Origin of the sequence: Nocardia terrae (assembly GCF_009760405.1) — a bacterium.
Lineage (GTDB): Bacteria > Actinomycetota > Actinomycetes > Mycobacteriales > Mycobacteriaceae > Nocardia > Nocardia terrae.
The window spans coordinates 1-13,662 of record NZ_WRPP01000007.1 but is presented as its reverse complement, the minus strand read 5'-3'; the positions used below and the strand labels follow the sequence as shown (position 1 = coordinate 13,662).

The following is a 13,662-nucleotide window of genomic DNA, read 5'->3' as shown; positions in this document are numbered from 1 at the left end:
GGTTTGCTACTGGTGCGCTGATTGCGCGGAGAGGTGGTGCCGAATGGCCGACCGGCCCGACCAAGACGACGCCCGGATCATGGACGAGGTCTTCGACACCGATCAGGTCTTCGACAGCGATGTCGACAATCTCGACTACGACCTCGGCGACGACGACCAGGAAGACGACATCCGCGAGTACGAGCGGTACATCGCCGATCCGCCCGAGGACCTCGTCATCCGCAATCGCGAGAACGACGACACCGGCCGCCTCGGGATAGGAGCCGAGCTGGACCAGGAGTGGACGCGGCGGCGACGGCGCGACGAGTTCGTGGCCGAGGACGACCGGCCCGCCGAGGTCGCCGCCATGGACATCGTCGACGAACCCGGCGACTGAGACTGTTTCCGCCCGCTCGGCACGGCAATACCTCTGTAGGCGTTCGAACCACCCACGAGGAGGACGCAGCATGAGCACGCCGCACGAACCCGGCCCCGGCGAATCACCCAAGCCGCCCGAGGACGGCCCCGACACACCGGATCTCACCAAACGATTCGATGGGGGCGGCGCGAGGCCGCCGGAACCCACGCGGTTCGATTCCCCACCGCCGCCTCATCCGACCGGCGGAGACTACGGGTATCAGCAGTCGCCGGTGGATCCGGGCTATCCGGCGCAGTCCGGCTATCCCACCTATCCGCAGGGCGGGGGCCAACCCTACGAACAGCAGCCCTACGAACAGCAGCCCTACGGACAGCAGCCCTATGGACAACAGCCGTACGGACAGCCCTATCCGGGCGGTCCTTATGGCGCGCCGCAGCAGTCCGGGACCCAGACCTATTCGATCATCGGTTTCGTCTGTGCGGGCATCGCGTTGCTGCTGTGCCCGCTGCTCGGCATCGTCGGCATCGTGCTGGGCATCATCGGCAACAACAAGGGCGAACCGCTGGGCAAGTGGGCCGCGATCGCCGCGGGCGTGTGCATGGTCATCGGGTTCGGAATAGGGCTGGCGGTCTACGGTTCGAACATGATGAACAATAGTTAGCCATGACCGCGTTCACCGGATTCCCGCTCGCCGGACTCGATTTCTACGAGGACCTGGAAGCCGACAACTCCAAGGCCTTCTGGAATGCCCACAAGCAGGTGTGGGAGGAGTCCGTCCGGGATCCGATGAAAGCCCTTGTCGCCGAACTGGAACCGGACTTCGGCACGGCCAAGATCTTCCGGCCGTACCGGGACGTACGGTTCGCCAAGGACAAGTCGCCCTACAAGAACCACCAGGGCGCGGTGGTGTACAGCGCCCAGTATTCGGGCTGGTACGTGCAGATCGGCGCGGCCGGGCTGCGGGTGGCGGGCGGCATGTACGCCGCCTCGCCCGCGCAGCTGACGGCGCTGCGGGTGGCCATCGACGACGAGGTGCGCGGCACCGAGCTGGAAGGGCTGATCGCGCAGCTGGTTTCGGCCGGATACGCCATCGGCGGGGACAAGCTGGCGACCAAGCCCAAGGGCTACGACATCGAGCACCCGCGCATCGAGCTGTTGCGGCACAAGTCCATTACCGCCGGACGGGACTTCGGTGCGCCCGACTGGCTGAGCACCCCGAAGGCCGCCCGGGAGATCCGGGCGGCCTGGGAGCAGATGCGGCCGCTCATCGAGTGGCTGGCGGCCGTGACGGCGCAGAAGTAGCCGCTACCTGCGTTCGGCCAGCACCAGGGCGAACCGATCGTCCGGGTCGGTCCAGATCCGCTCGGTGCTGAAACCCGCGGCGTCCAGCTCGTTTTCGAGCACCTCGCGCCGGAACTTGGCCGAGATCTCGGTGCGCAGCTGCTCGCCGGAGGCGAACTCGACGGTGAGGTCGAGTTCCGGGATGCGGACCGTCATGGCCTCGGTGGCCTCCAGCCGCATCTCGATCCACTCGTTCTCGGCATCCCAGATCGCCACGTGCGCGAACTTCTCCGGCTCGAAGTTCGCGCCCAGGCGGGTGTTGAGCACGTGCAGCACATTGCGATTGAACTCCGCGGTGACGCCGGCGGCGTCGTCGTAGGCGGGCACCAGCACCGCCGGATCGATGACCAGACCCGCGCCGAGCAGCAGCTGCTCGCCCGGTTCCAGCACATCCCGGATGCCGCGCAGGAATTCGGCGCGCTCGCTCGGCACCAGGTTCCCGATGGTGCCGCCCAGGAAGGCGACCATGCGCCGCCCGCCGCCGGGCAGGTTGTCCAGCGTGGCGGTGAAGTCGCTCACCACCCCGTGCACACCCACCCCCGGGAACTCCGACGCCACCTCGTCCGCCGCCATCCGCAGCGCCGAGACCGAGACATCCTGCGGCACATAGCTCTTCAGCGGCCCCGCGGACCGCAGCGCGTTCAACAGCAGCCGGGTCTTGGCCGCCGATCCCGCACCCAGCTCCACCAGCACCTCGGCCTGCGCGATCCGCGCGATCTCGCCGACCACCCGTTCCAGCAGCGCCCGCTCGGTCCGGGTCGGGTAGTACTCCGGCAACTCGGTGATCTTCTCGAACAGCTCGCTCCCGCGAGCGTCGTAGAACCACTTGGGCGGCAGCCACTTCGGCTCCGCCGTCAACCCGCTCCGCACGTCCTCGCGCAGCGCGGTGGTCAAATCCTCGTCGGTCAGGTGAATCTCCACCGTAGGCGTATTCATGAACCAGCCCTTCCAATCTCGATATCCAGTGGCTCCACCGAAACCCGTCCGCCCCGCACACTCACCAGCTGCCGATCCCCGATCGGCCGCCAGCGCGGGTCGTCATCGAACGGTTCCGAGGCCACCACCACGAACGCGCCGGTCTCCAGAACCGACAAAGAGTGATGCCACGTAGTGGCCCAAACCCCCACCCCATCCCCCACCAACAAGTTCAACCGCGCCTTGGGCGACCGCCGCAGCACTGCGGCCATCACCAGCCGCAACGCCTCCCCCGGAGTCATCGCCCCGGCGGCCGAAGCGCCTGCGCCCCGGCCCGATTCGCGCACGCGACCCGATCCGCCACTCCCGGCCGCCGCCGAATCGCCCGCCCCAGAGCCGGACTCGCTGCCTTCGGCGGTAGTAGCCCAACCCCAGGCCCGAATCTCCGGCGGCTCCCCCGAGCTCGAGGTGACACTCACGGTCGAGCCGAACGCCACAGCCGCACCGAACGTGTAGCTGCCGCCGGTCGCCGATCCGGCCGCCGCCGAGGTGGCACCCTCTCCGGTCGTGCCGACGCCATGCTCGCCCGCCACCTCCGAACCACGAGAGCTCGACCTGGCGCCCCGATCGTTCCCGAGATCTGCGCCTTGTCCAGGCCCGGCTGCGGCGGAATCGCCTTCGCCCGCGACCTTTTCACGCGCGCTCGCCTCCGAGGAGCGGCCGGTGCCCTCGAAAAGGCCGCGCAGAATCACCCACAGGGCGGCCGAATCCGTCAGCGATTCGGCGTCGAGCAACGGGGGCGAGCCGAATTCGGCTGCGACGTCGGTCAGGACTCGCCGCCAGTCGGGGATGGCACCGTTGTGGCTGAAGGCCCAGCGGCCGTGGGTGAACGGTGCGCAGGCCGCACGCTCCACCGGCATTCCCACTGTGGCGGAACGGATCGCGGCCAGGGCCGCGGTGGAGCGGATCTGCGGGAGCACCTCGTCCACCGCCGGGTCCGTCCAGATCGGCGACGCATTGCGGTATCTGCTGACCACCAGATCCCCTGGGTCGCCGACTGTTCCGGCCGGGTCGACCGTTGCTCCGGTGGCCAAGGGGCCTGGTCCACTGGCCGATTCCGCATGGGGCGCGGATTCCGTCCGGCTATCCGTGGACGTCGATCCCCAGGCGGACGAACCCACGGACGCCGCCGAGGGGTCGCGGGTGTCCGGTGACGCGCCGCCGTGCCAGATGACGCCAGCTCCGTGGTCCGGGTACGCGGCGTCGGGGTGGTGCCACCAGGCGACGCCGAAGCCGTCGGCGTTGATCGTTCCGCCGCCGCGCATTTCGCGGGGCGCCCAGGACTGGGTGCGCAGCGAGTGCGGGCCTCGGGTGAGGAGTTCTCCTATCGGGGTGGGTGGACCCAGGTAGGCGAGGTGGCGGCACATCAGAGGTCGTCCGCGGTGAGGGATCTGGCCAGGCGGAAGCCGGAGAAGATCTGGCGGCGGATGGGGTGATCCCAGTTGCGGAAGGTGCCCCGGGCGGCCACCTGGTCGGCGCCGAAGGAGCCGCCGCGCAGGACCTTGTAGTCGCCGCCGTAGAAGACCTCGGAGTATTCGCGGTAGGGGAAGGCCCGGAAGCCGGGGTAGGGGTCGAAACCCGAAGCGGTCCATTCCCAGACGTCGCCGATCAGCTGATGGACGCCCAGGGGCGACGCACCGGCTGGGTACGCGCCGATGTCGGCCGGTTCCAGGTGGTGCTGGCCGAGATTCGCGAGGGCCGCCGTGGGATCGCCGTCGCCCCAGGGGTATCGGCGGGAGCGCCCGGTGGCGGGGTCGAAGCGGGCGGCCTTCTCCCACTCGGCTTCGGTGGGCAGGCGTTTGCCCGCCCAGTTGGCGTAGGCCTCGGCCTCGAACCAGCAGACGTGGACCACCGGCTGGTGGGTGCGCAGGGGCTGCATGGCGCCGAAAGTCCGCCGCCACCAACGGCCTCCGCCGTCCTGTTCCCAGAACTGGGGTGCGGTCAGTCCGGCTTCGACGCGATGCGCCCAGCCGCGCTCGGACCACAGCTCGGGCCGCTCGTAGCCGCCGTCGTCGAGGAAGGCCAGGAACTGTTCGTTGGTGACGGGGGCCGCGTCGATGGCGAAGGCGTCGACGTGCACCGGGTGCGCCGGGCGCTCGTTGTCCAGCGCCCACGGATCGGTGTCGGTGCCCATGCTGAATTCCCCTGCGGGAACGACGACTTCACCGGTCACGGTCGCCGTCGCGGCCGGAGTCGGCGGCGCGGACAGCACCGCCTCGCCGGTGCGCAGCTGGTGGGTGGCCAGCATGGTCTCGTCGTGCTGCTGCTCGTGCTGGGCGATCATGCCGAAGGCGAACCCGCCCTCGACCAGGTCACCGCCGCGTAATGGGCTGCGCTCCAGCACATCCCACACCTTCTCGCGCACGGTGCCGACGTAGTCCCGCGCCTGGGCCGGGTCCAGCAGCGGCAGCGCGGGCCGGTCGGCGCGCGCGTGCTTGAAGGCGTCGTAGAGGTGATCGATGTCCTGCCGCACGGGTTCCCGCCCGCCGACGTCACGCACCAGCCACAGTTCTTCCTGGTTGCCGATGTGCGCGAGATCCCAGACCAGCGGACTCATGATCCGCGAGTGCTGGGCGACCAGTTCGGCCTCGTCCACGCACTCGGTCAAGCCGATGGTCCGGCGCCGGGCCCGTTCGAGCGTGTCCGCGATCCGCCCGCGCAACCGCTCGGTCTCCGCCCGGTCCGTGCCGGGCATCTGCTGAATTGTCATGAGAGAACTCCCGATTCGTCTTCGCCCTGCGCGGGCGGCGAGCCGCGGCGACATCGATCGGCGGCGGCGACCAGTTCCTTGGCGGCCTCCGGTGTCGCGGCGTGCGCGGTGGCCAGCTCGAGCAGCGCGACGGCGGCGGCGCGCAACTCCGGATCGTCCAGTCCGTGGCGCGCGGCCTCGGACCAGACGGCGGCGGTGGGCGCGGCCAGTGCCGTCGCCTCAGCGATCGTCCGGGGATCCGACAGCAGCGCGTCGATGGCGTGGACCGGCACCGACCACCCGTCGCCCGGCTGCGCGTCGAGGTAGCGGACCTCGAGGTGCCCGGCCGCGCGGACCGGCGGGAACAGGGTGGTGAGGTGATAGTCCAGATCCGAGCGATCCGGCCGCCGCCCGATCTCCTCGTCCAGGGCCCCGCACAGCCAATCGGCGAAGGTGGCTCCTGGCGGGGCCGCCCAGTCGGGGGTGTGGGACCGCACGCACAGCAGCGGCACGTCCAGGGCCCAGCGCGCGTACCCGGCGATGGGATCGGCCCAGTCGTGCACGGGCGGGCGGGTCCGCGGCTGGTCGAGCCGCTGCCAGGCCCGCATGCGCTGGGACGCCCAGGCACCGGGCGGGGCGGCATGCAGGTCGGGTGAGCAGGCGAAAGCAGCCAGCAGGGCGGGACCCATGACATACAGCGCGTTCCACCGGCTCGCGATCTCGGCGGGGTCGGCCCCCGCGTCGACGCTGACCTGGGTGGCGGCGGTATTGCACATCATGAGCGCGCCGAAGGGCCCGATACCGGCAAAGGATTGCTCCATGGCCCGGTAGCGCGGCAACCGCAGCACACGCGAAGGCCGCCGATTCGCATCGGCGGCCGCGGAAAAGGTTCGGATGGAGCGGGATTCGAGTAGTTCCCGCAGGCGGATCGCGTCTGATCGCAAGCGCTCGCACAGTTCGGCGGCGGAGCCGAACGGGGCACTGGACAGTTCGATCTGACCGCCGGGCTCGAGAGTGACCCGGCTGCCTCCCGGCAACGGAACGGCCGGGGAATCGGGGGAGATGGACCGCGGCGCATGCGGTCCGAGTGCGTCCGCGAGAACCGTGAGGTCCGGACGCGAGTTGGATGCCGAAGGTTCACCTTGCGCGGTGAGCCATTCGAGTTCGGCACCGATGAGCAGCGGTGGGCCCTGTTTGAAACAGACTTTCCCGACATAAGCCTCGGCGGCCGCACGCGAGGAGAACTCGCGGCCGGGCTCGGTTTCGGTCAGGCCACTTCGCAGCACATCGGTAGGTGACGCCGTGACAGCCATTGCCAACCTCCGTCTGATGCGGTCACCGCCAGGGGTCCGACGGCGACCCAAACCAGAGTAGCGAGGGAGTGTGACAAGAAATCTGACGAAATGGAGAACACCGCAACCGATATGGTCGTTTCATGCTGGACATCGCGGGGTTACGGGCGGATACGCCAGGTTGTGAAAATCAAGTATTTCTCGATAGTGCGGGCTCCTCACTGCCCCCACGGATCGTCGTCGACACCACCATCGATCACCTGCGGCGCGAGGCCGAGATCGGTGGTTACCGCGCCGCGAACGAGCGCATCGACGACCTGCACGACGTCCGGACCGCCATCGCGGAGTTGATCAACGCCGATCCCGCGGCGCTGGCCCTCAGCGACAGCGCCAGCCGTTCGTGGAGCGACTTCTTCTACTCGGTCCCGCTCTCCCCCGGCGACCGCGTCCTGATCTCCGGCGCGGACTACGGCAGCAATGCCATCGCCGCCCTGCAACGCGCCCGCCAGAGCGGCGCGACCGTGGAGGCAATTCCCAGCGACTCCAGCGGTCAGCTCGACCTCGACGCGCTCGAGGACATGCTCGACGAACGCGTGAAACTGGTGTCACTGGTTCATGTTCCGACCAACGGCGGTCTGGTGAATCCGGTCGCCGAGGCCGCCCGGCTCGCGCACCGGGTGGGCGCGCTGGTGCTGCTGGACGCCTGCCAGTCGGCCGGTCAACTGCCGCTGGACGTCGCCGAGCTCGATGTGGACGCGCTGTCCGCGACGGGGCGCAAATGGCTGCGCGGGCCGCGCGGCACCGGCTTCCTCTACGTCCGGCCGGACCTGGCGCTGAGCCTCGAACCCACCCGCCTGGACCTGCACAGCGCCGAATGGACCGCGCCCGACGACTACGTGCTGTCCCCCGACGCCAGCCGCTTCGAATTCTGGGAGCACGCCGTGGCGGCCCGCCTGGGCCTGGGCGCGGCCGTGCGCTACCTGCTCGACCTGGGCCCGGCCGCGGTCTACGCGGCCGTCGCCGAGCGCGCCGAGTACCTGCGCAAGGCCCTGCAGGAGATCCCGGGCGTGGACGTGCGCGACCGCGGCACCCAGCACGCGGGCCTCGTCTCCTTCACCGTCGACGGCCTGGAACCGGTGCAGGTGCGCGACCGCCTGGCCGCCGAGGCCATCACGGTCACGGTCAGCTTCCGCGGCTCGACCCTGCTGGATATGTCCGCGCGCGAACTGAACTCGGTGGTCCGGGCCTCCCCGCACTGCTTCGTGAGCTTCGAGGATCTGGATCGCTTCATCGGAGCGGTCCGAACCCTCGCATAACCGGCCGCATACCCCGAAAACCGTTAACAGCCTTCACTCGGCGCGGGATATTGGTGGTGCTGGTTACGCGTTTGAGGAGTCGATCGTGAGCCGCTTCACCGAGGAAATGTATGCCACCGCCCGCGTCTCGAACCGGGGGCTGGTGACCGGGGAACCGGCTGCGCCGGTGCGCCACGGCTGGGGAGAGATCCACGAGATCGCCCGTCACATGGCGGGCGGTCTGGCGGCCGCCGGGATCGGCCCGGGCGACGCGGTGGGCGTGCTGGCCGGCATGCCGGTCGACATCGCCCCGGCCTGCCAGGCGGTGTGGATGCGCGGGGCCTCGATCACCATGCTGCACCAGCCGACCCCGCGCACCGACTTGCAGGTGTGGACCCGCGACACCGAGACCGTGCTCGGCATGATCGAGGCGCGGGCGGTGATTCTGGGCGCGCCGTTCGAGATCGCGGAACCGCTGCTGCGCGAGCGCGGCATCGCGGTGATCACCATCGACGCGATGCGCGCGGGCCCACCCACGGACCCGGTGGAGACGGACGATGACGCTATCGCCCTGCAACAGTTGACGTCCGGCTCCACCGGCTCCCCCAAGGCCGTGCGGATCACGCACGGCAATTTCTACGTCAACGCCTACGCCATGTTCGACCGGGTGAAATTCCAGCTCGACGACGACGTGATGATCAGCTGGCTGCCGCTGTTCCACGACATGGGCATGGTCGGATTCCTCAGCGTGCCGATGCAATTCGGCGCGGAGGTGGTGTGCGTGACGCCGCTGGACTTCCTGACCCGCCCCATCCTGTGGGCCGAACTCATCTCGAAGTATCGGGGAACCGTCACCGCCGCACCGAATTTCGCCTATTCGCTGCTGGCCCGCCGGCTGCGCAACGCCGAGGACGGCGCGGTCGATCTGAGCAGTGTCCGCTACATGTGGAACGGCGCGGAACCCGTCGACGCCGACACCATGGACGCGCTCGCCGACGCCGGAAAACGCTTCGGCCTCAACCCGATGGCTCTGACCCCGGTCTACGGGATGGCCGAGACCACCCTGGCCGTCTCCATCCCCGACCCCGGCCTGGGTCAGGTGCTCGACGTCGTCGACGCCGATCTGCTGGAGGCGCTCGGCAAGGCGGTCCCCGTCCGGCACCCCGAAAGCCATCACGGCAATACCCGCCGCCTGCCCACCCTCGGGTACCTGGTCGACAACCTGGAGGGCCGCGTGGTCGACGCCGAACATCAGCCGCTGCCCATCCGCAGCGTCGGCGTGATCGAATTACGCGGTCCGGCAGTCACTTCCGGCTATGTCACCGTGGACGGCTTCCGCCCCGCCCAGGACGCCGAGGGCTGGCTCGACACCGGCGATATCGGCTACTTCACCGAGAACGGCCTGATCGTGGTGTGCGGCCGCATCAAGGACGTCATCATCATGGCGGGCCGCAATATCTTCCCCACCGACATCGAGCGAGCGGCCTTGCGCGTCAAGGGCGTTCGGCCCGGCAACGCGGTGGCCGTACGTCTGGACGCGGGCCAGAAACGCGAAAGCTTCGCCGTCGTGGTCGAATCCAACGATCATCAGAATCCGGACGAAGTGCGCCGCATCGAGCACGACATCGTGCACGCGGTGTTCTCGGAGGTAGGGGTCCGTCCGCGCAGCGTGACGGTATTGGGTCCGGGCGCTCTGCCCAAGACGTCCTCGGGCAAACTGCGCCGATCCGCCACGGCCGTATCCCTGCGCGACAACTGATTTCGCGCCGACCGGGGTAACTCACGGGGTACGCCCGAAATCGGTTCGGCACCAAACCGCCGGCACGGGTCAGGAACGGGCGACGGCACTGCGCCGCCCGCTGAAGTTCCGGGGAGGCGGGTCAGTGCAATTGGTTCTGCGCGGTTTCGAGACCCACGCGCAGCAATAGCTCCACCGCGTCCGCGGCCTGCTCGACGATCACCGGAACCTCTTTGCGCTCCGGCGCGGAGAAGGGCTTGAGGACGTAGTCCGCGGGGTCCTGGCGGCCCGGCGGGCGGCCGATGCCGAAGCGGACGCGCAGATAGTCCTTGGTGGTGAGGGCCTGCGAAATAGACCGCAGCCCATTGTGCCCACCCTCGCCGCCACCGCGCTTGAGGCGGATGACACCGAAATCGAGGTCGAGTTCGTCGTGGACGACGATCACCTCGGTGGCGGGGACGGAGAAGAATTTGGCCAGTGCCGCGACGGGCCGCCCGGACAGGTTCATGTAGGTGCGCGGCTTGGCCAGCAGCACCTTGCGCCCGTCCAGGCGGGCCTCGAGCAGATCCGCGCCGGACTTCTTGTGCACGGTGAAACGGCCGCCGACGCGCTCCGCGAGCACATCGGCGACCATGAAACCGACATTGTGCCGGGTGCGCTCGTATTCGGATCCGGGGTTACCCAGACCGACCACGAGCACGGGCCCGGCAGTTGCCTCGGTCATCGAGAACCGTTACAGGAGTAGGGAGTTACTCCGCGGCGGCTTCCTCGGCGGCCTCTTCGCCCGCTTCCGCGGCGGCGGCCGGGGCGGCGATGATGTTGACGATCAGGGCCTCGGGGTCGCCGGCCAGGGTGGCGCCCTTCGGCAGCGCGATCTGGCCCGCGAGGATCTGGGTGCCGGCCTCGACGCCCTCGATGGAGATCTCGATGGACTCGGGGATGTTCAGGGCGTCGGCCTCGATGGACAGCACGATGGTGTCCTGCTGGACCAGGGTGCCGGAGGCGGCGTCGCCGACCAGGGCGATGCTCACGTCGGCGGTGACCTTCTCGCCACGACGCACGATCAGCAGGTCGGCGTGCTCGATGTAGCGGCGGATCGGGTGGACGACGACCGACTTGGTCAGCGCCAGCTGCTTCTTGCCGGCGATGTCCAGGTTCAGCACGGCGTTGGTGCCGTGCTCACGCAGGATGGCCGCGAACGCCTGGGCGTTCACCGACAGGTGCTGCGGCTCCTCGTTGTGGCCGTAGAGCACGGCGGGAACATTGCCGTCGCGGCGGGTACGGCGGGCAGCGCCCTTGCCGAACTCGGTGCGTACGGTGGCTGCGAGAAGGTTGGCGTCGGACATGACTGTGTCTACTCCCTACGGCTCGTCCGGGCTGTAATGTCAGCTGGTCGCCAGGCGACGGGGCCGCCCTGGCTGTAAGTGGTCTGCTCGTCGGCGAAAGACCAACATGGACGGCCGAAATGGCCGAGCCGCGTCGATCACGGTGGACAACTGGGTGCCACACCCTCGCCGAGACAACCTGACGACTCTAACATGCGGCCGGAGGGGGCTTTCACCACCCCTCGCCACGCGCAGCTCGCGCATTGCCAGAAATTATCCAGCTATTTCCCGGCCCGCTTGTCGAAAATCTGACATACTAGCGTTTCGCATGGCTTCCTCGGGGGGAATGCCTTGCATCGTAAGGAAATACGAGTGCAAAAACCGCCAGTTGGGAAAAGATTGATGAAGAACATCCGCCGGGTTGGCCTGAGCGCCGCGGGTATCGCCGCCATCTCCGCCACCGTCGCCGCACCCTTCGCCGCGGCGGACACCACCGCCAATGGCCTGACCGTGTCGGGCAGCGGCTACACGGTCGGCGCGACCTACACGATCACCGTGAACACCGGTGCCTCCAACGTCTCCGCGAACGTGTTCGACAACAACGTCTCCGTCGGCACCGCCTCGCCGTCCGGCTCCAACACCACCGCCGCCATCTACTGGACCCCCAACTCCACGGGCACCCACCACATCACGGTGCAGCTCAACGGCAGCAGCACGGTCGTCGGCCCGGTGGACGTCACCGTCGCGGCCGCGTCGAACTCGAACACGACCAACACCGGCAGCGCCAGCTCGATCATCCCGATGCTCACCAACACCTTCGGCGGCTCGAGCGCCAACTCGCGCGTCAGCTAGCACTCGAGAACGGCCGGTCTTTCGGATGCCCGCGGGATCCGAAAGACCGGCCGTTCATCGTTCTACGCGGCGGCCCGGTTCTTGAAAGTGGTCGCGTAGCAATCGACATAGGGGCGGCCGGAGCGGCTCACGATGTCGGCCATGAGTTCATCGGTGGCCCGGCGCACGGCCTGCTGGCCCGCGGGCAGGAAATGACGCGGATGGCCGAAGGAGATGCGGACCTTGGCGGGACGCAGGAAGCGGCGATCGCGCGGGTTGACCCGGTCGGTGCCGGACAGCACGACCGGGATGACCGGGGCGCCCGTCTGCATCGCCACTCGGATCACACCGGTGCGCCCGCGATAGATGCGGCCATCGGGCGAACGTGTGCCCTCGGGGTGGATTCCCCAGATGCCGCCCGACTCCAGAATCCGCACGGCCGCCGCGAGTGAATCGGATCCCGCGCTACCGCCGGTGCGGTCGACCGGCACCTGTCCGGTGGCGTTCATGACGAAGCGATTGAGCCGCCCCCGGAATCCGCCCTCGGTGAAGTACTCCTGCTTGGCGATGAAGGTGACCTTCCGCCGCAGCACCAGGCACAGGTAGAGCGAATCCACCACGGCCAGATGGTTGGCCGCGATAATGACCGGCCCGTCGGCCGGGACGTGGTGCAGCCCTTCGATCCTCGGTCGCCCCAGCAGCCGCAGCACCGGCCCCACCATGACGTGCTTCAGCAGCCAGTACCACATATGAACCCTCCGGAGTCGCGAGCGTAGACAGTGTCTACTCGACACCCTTCCTACCCCACCCGAGTAGACAGTGTCTACCGAACCAGGAGAATGTGACGCATGACTTCGGTTGAGCCACTGCGAGAACGGCTGGTCACTGCGGGCGTCGCCATGCTCGAAGAGGTGGGCGCGGCACAGCTCGGCCTGCGGGCCATTGCCCGCGAAGCCGGGGTGTCGCACGGTGCGCCGCGGCGGTATTTCCCCACGCACAATTCGCTGCTGGCGGCGATCGCGGCGCGCGGTTACGCGGAATTGCGGGCCGAAATCGAAGCGGTGCAAGGCGATACAGCCGAAACGCGAGTGCTTCGCACATGTCTGGCGTATATAGAGTTCGCGACCGCTCGCCCGGAAATGTTCACGCTCATGTTCCGCCACGATCTACTGGAGGGCGCGGGTGAGAACCTGCGGGCGAATACGACGCTGCCGATGTTCGCGCGCTGGCGCGATCTCGTCGCCGAATGTGCGCCCGACCCCACCGGCGAACGTGCGCTGAGCCTGTGGACCCATCTGCACGGCATCGCCGTGGTGGTGGCCAATCGCAGCATCGAGGCGATCGCGCCCGGGACCGATGTCGAAGCGCTGGTGGCGCGGGCGGTGGCGGCGCAGTTGCGGGTCTGGACTCCAACACTCTGAAGCACTATCGTTTCGCATCATTCCCGACCCCAGGGAATGTCTTGCACCATAAGGAAACTGTTCTATGAAGAGCATTCGCCGCATCGGTCTGGGTGCCGTGGGCATCGCAGCCATTTCCACCGCCGTCACCCTCTCCGCCTCGTTCGCCGGTGCGGACACGGTCGGGCAGGACAACACCGCCGTCGCCATCAGCGGTACCGACTGCGGGCCGACTCCCACGCCGACCCCGACCCCCACGCCCACCCCGACGCCGAAGCCGACGCCCTCCCCGTCGGGCACCAGCAGCGGCAGCAGCTCGATCACCCCGCTGCTGAACGGTCTCACCGGGACCGGCTCGGCCGCCGCCCAGTCCGGCGGAGTGGGCGCTTCGGTGTCCTAGCGATCCGTGGCCGGTCGC

The 13,662-nt window shown here is 68.6% G+C and carries 14 protein-coding genes and 1 pseudogene; 8 read left to right on the top strand and 7 right to left on the bottom strand.

Annotation, left to right across the window (positions count from 1 at the left end; genetic code table 11):
* Positions 1-43 precede the first annotated feature (43 nt).
* The 3 genes from GPX89_RS30940 to GPX89_RS30930 all read left to right on the top strand — a co-directional run bounded on the left by GPX89_RS30940 (position 44) and on the right by GPX89_RS30930 (position 1,660).
* A complete protein-coding gene (locus GPX89_RS30940; protein ID WP_235948545.1) occupies positions 44-376 on the top strand; it encodes a hypothetical protein in 333 nt (110 codons plus the stop codon).
* 70 nt (positions 377-446) lie between these two features.
* Complete coding sequence (locus GPX89_RS30935) at positions 447-1,019, top strand: DUF4190 domain-containing protein (RefSeq protein ID WP_157391279.1); 573 nt, start codon at positions 447-449, stop codon at positions 1,017-1,019.
* Positions 1,020-1,021: 2 nt separating this feature from the next.
* Positions 1,022-1,660 carry a DUF2461 domain-containing protein gene (locus tag GPX89_RS30930; protein ID WP_157391278.1) on the top strand — a complete coding sequence of 213 codons (639 nt, stop codon included), beginning with the start codon at positions 1,022-1,024 and terminating at the stop codon, positions 1,658-1,660.
* A 3-nt stretch (positions 1,661-1,663) separates the two neighbouring features.
* Here the strand turns inward: GPX89_RS30930 and egtD are convergent, their stop codons facing one another.
* The 4 genes and pseudogenes from egtD to egtA form a co-directional block, all read right to left on the bottom strand.
* Complete coding sequence (gene egtD / locus GPX89_RS30925; protein ID WP_157391277.1) at positions 1,664-2,635, bottom strand: L-histidine N(alpha)-methyltransferase; 972 nt, start codon at positions 2,633-2,635, stop codon at positions 1,664-1,666.
* 1,250 nt (positions 2,636-3,885) lie between these two features.
* Positions 3,886-4,041, bottom strand: a pseudogene (locus GPX89_RS44960) (ergothioneine biosynthesis protein EgtC); the annotation flags it as partial.
* Complete coding sequence (gene egtB, locus GPX89_RS30915) at positions 4,041-5,369, bottom strand: ergothioneine biosynthesis protein EgtB (protein WP_407939510.1); 1,329 nt, start codon at positions 5,367-5,369, stop codon at positions 4,041-4,043. The gene egtB and the pseudogene GPX89_RS44960, both read right to left, overlap by 1 nt.
* A gap of 11 nt (positions 5,370-5,380) precedes the next feature.
* Complete coding sequence (egtA, locus tag GPX89_RS30910; RefSeq protein ID WP_157391275.1) at positions 5,381-6,676, bottom strand: ergothioneine biosynthesis glutamate--cysteine ligase EgtA; 1,296 nt, start codon at positions 6,674-6,676, stop codon at positions 5,381-5,383.
* 122 nt (positions 6,677-6,798) lie between these two features.
* Between egtA and GPX89_RS30905 the strand changes: the two genes are divergently transcribed.
* Positions 6,799-7,971 carry an aminotransferase class V-fold PLP-dependent enzyme gene (locus GPX89_RS30905; RefSeq protein ID WP_157391274.1) on the top strand — a complete coding sequence of 391 codons (1,173 nt, stop codon included), beginning with the start codon at positions 6,799-6,801 and terminating at the stop codon, positions 7,969-7,971.
* An 85-nt stretch (positions 7,972-8,056) separates the two neighbouring features.
* Positions 8,057-9,709 (top strand): fatty acyl-AMP ligase, encoded by a 1,653-nt coding sequence (locus GPX89_RS30900; RefSeq protein WP_328602485.1) that lies wholly within the window; start codon positions 8,057-8,059, stop codon positions 9,707-9,709.
* Between the two features lie 121 nt (positions 9,710-9,830).
* On the opposite strand, the gene pth is transcribed toward GPX89_RS30900, so the two are convergent.
* Positions 9,831-10,412: an aminoacyl-tRNA hydrolase gene (pth, locus tag GPX89_RS30895; RefSeq protein ID WP_157391273.1), complete on the bottom strand. Its 582-nt coding sequence runs from the start codon at positions 10,410-10,412 to the stop codon at positions 9,831-9,833.
* A 25-nt stretch (positions 10,413-10,437) separates the two neighbouring features.
* On the bottom strand, positions 10,438-11,034 hold the full coding sequence (locus GPX89_RS30890) for a 50S ribosomal protein L25/general stress protein Ctc (protein ID WP_157391272.1): 597 nt from the start codon (positions 11,032-11,034) through the stop codon (positions 10,438-10,440).
* Positions 11,035-11,415: 381 nt separating this feature from the next.
* Between GPX89_RS30890 and GPX89_RS30885 the strand changes: the two genes are divergently transcribed.
* On the top strand, positions 11,416-11,865 hold the full coding sequence (locus GPX89_RS30885; protein WP_157391271.1) for a hypothetical protein: 450 nt from the start codon (positions 11,416-11,418) through the stop codon (positions 11,863-11,865).
* 62 nt (positions 11,866-11,927) lie between these two features.
* On the opposite strand, the gene GPX89_RS30880 is transcribed toward GPX89_RS30885, so the two are convergent.
* Complete coding sequence (locus GPX89_RS30880; protein ID WP_157391270.1) at positions 11,928-12,593, bottom strand: lysophospholipid acyltransferase family protein; 666 nt, start codon at positions 12,591-12,593, stop codon at positions 11,928-11,930.
* A 99-nt stretch (positions 12,594-12,692) separates the two neighbouring features.
* Between GPX89_RS30880 and GPX89_RS30875 the strand changes: the two genes are divergently transcribed.
* Together GPX89_RS30875 and GPX89_RS30870 are read left to right on the top strand one after the other, a co-directional pair.
* Positions 12,693-13,265, top strand: a complete 573-nt coding sequence (locus GPX89_RS30875; RefSeq protein ID WP_157391269.1) for a TetR/AcrR family transcriptional regulator — start codon at positions 12,693-12,695, stop codon at positions 13,263-13,265.
* A gap of 64 nt (positions 13,266-13,329) precedes the next feature.
* A complete protein-coding gene (locus tag GPX89_RS30870) occupies positions 13,330-13,644 on the top strand; it encodes a hypothetical protein (RefSeq protein WP_157391268.1) in 315 nt (104 codons plus the stop codon).
* Positions 13,645-13,662: the final 18 nt, after the last annotated feature.

Coding starts and splice junctions, on each gene's coding strand:
- GPX89_RS30930 (WP_157391278.1), top strand. CDS start 1,022: ATGACCGCGTTCACCGGATTCCCGCTCGCCGGACTCGATTTCTACGAG.
- GPX89_RS30905 (WP_157391274.1), top strand. CDS start 6,799: ATGCTGGACATCGCGGGGTTACGGGCGGATACGCCAGGTTGTGAAAAT.
- GPX89_RS30935 (WP_157391279.1), top strand. CDS start 447: ATGAGCACGCCGCACGAACCCGGCCCCGGCGAATCACCCAAGCCGCCC.
- egtB (WP_407939510.1), bottom strand. CDS start 5,369: ATGCCCGGCACGGACCGGGCGGAGACCGAGCGGTTGCGCGGGCGGATC.
- pth (WP_157391273.1), bottom strand. CDS start 10,412: ATGACCGAGGCAACTGCCGGGCCCGTGCTCGTGGTCGGTCTGGGTAAC.
- egtD (WP_157391277.1), bottom strand. CDS start 2,635: ATGAATACGCCTACGGTGGAGATTCACCTGACCGACGAGGATTTGACC.
- GPX89_RS30940 (WP_235948545.1), top strand. CDS start 44: ATGGCCGACCGGCCCGACCAAGACGACGCCCGGATCATGGACGAGGTC.
- GPX89_RS30875 (WP_157391269.1), top strand. CDS start 12,693: ATGACTTCGGTTGAGCCACTGCGAGAACGGCTGGTCACTGCGGGCGTC.
- GPX89_RS30885 (WP_157391271.1), top strand. CDS start 11,416: ATGAAGAACATCCGCCGGGTTGGCCTGAGCGCCGCGGGTATCGCCGCC.
- egtA (WP_157391275.1), bottom strand. CDS start 6,676: ATGGCTGTCACGGCGTCACCTACCGATGTGCTGCGAAGTGGCCTGACC.
- GPX89_RS30870 (WP_157391268.1), top strand. CDS start 13,330: ATGAAGAGCATTCGCCGCATCGGTCTGGGTGCCGTGGGCATCGCAGCC.
- GPX89_RS30880 (WP_157391270.1), bottom strand. CDS start 12,593: ATGTGGTACTGGCTGCTGAAGCACGTCATGGTGGGGCCGGTGCTGCGG.
- GPX89_RS30890 (WP_157391272.1), bottom strand. CDS start 11,034: ATGTCCGACGCCAACCTTCTCGCAGCCACCGTACGCACCGAGTTCGGC.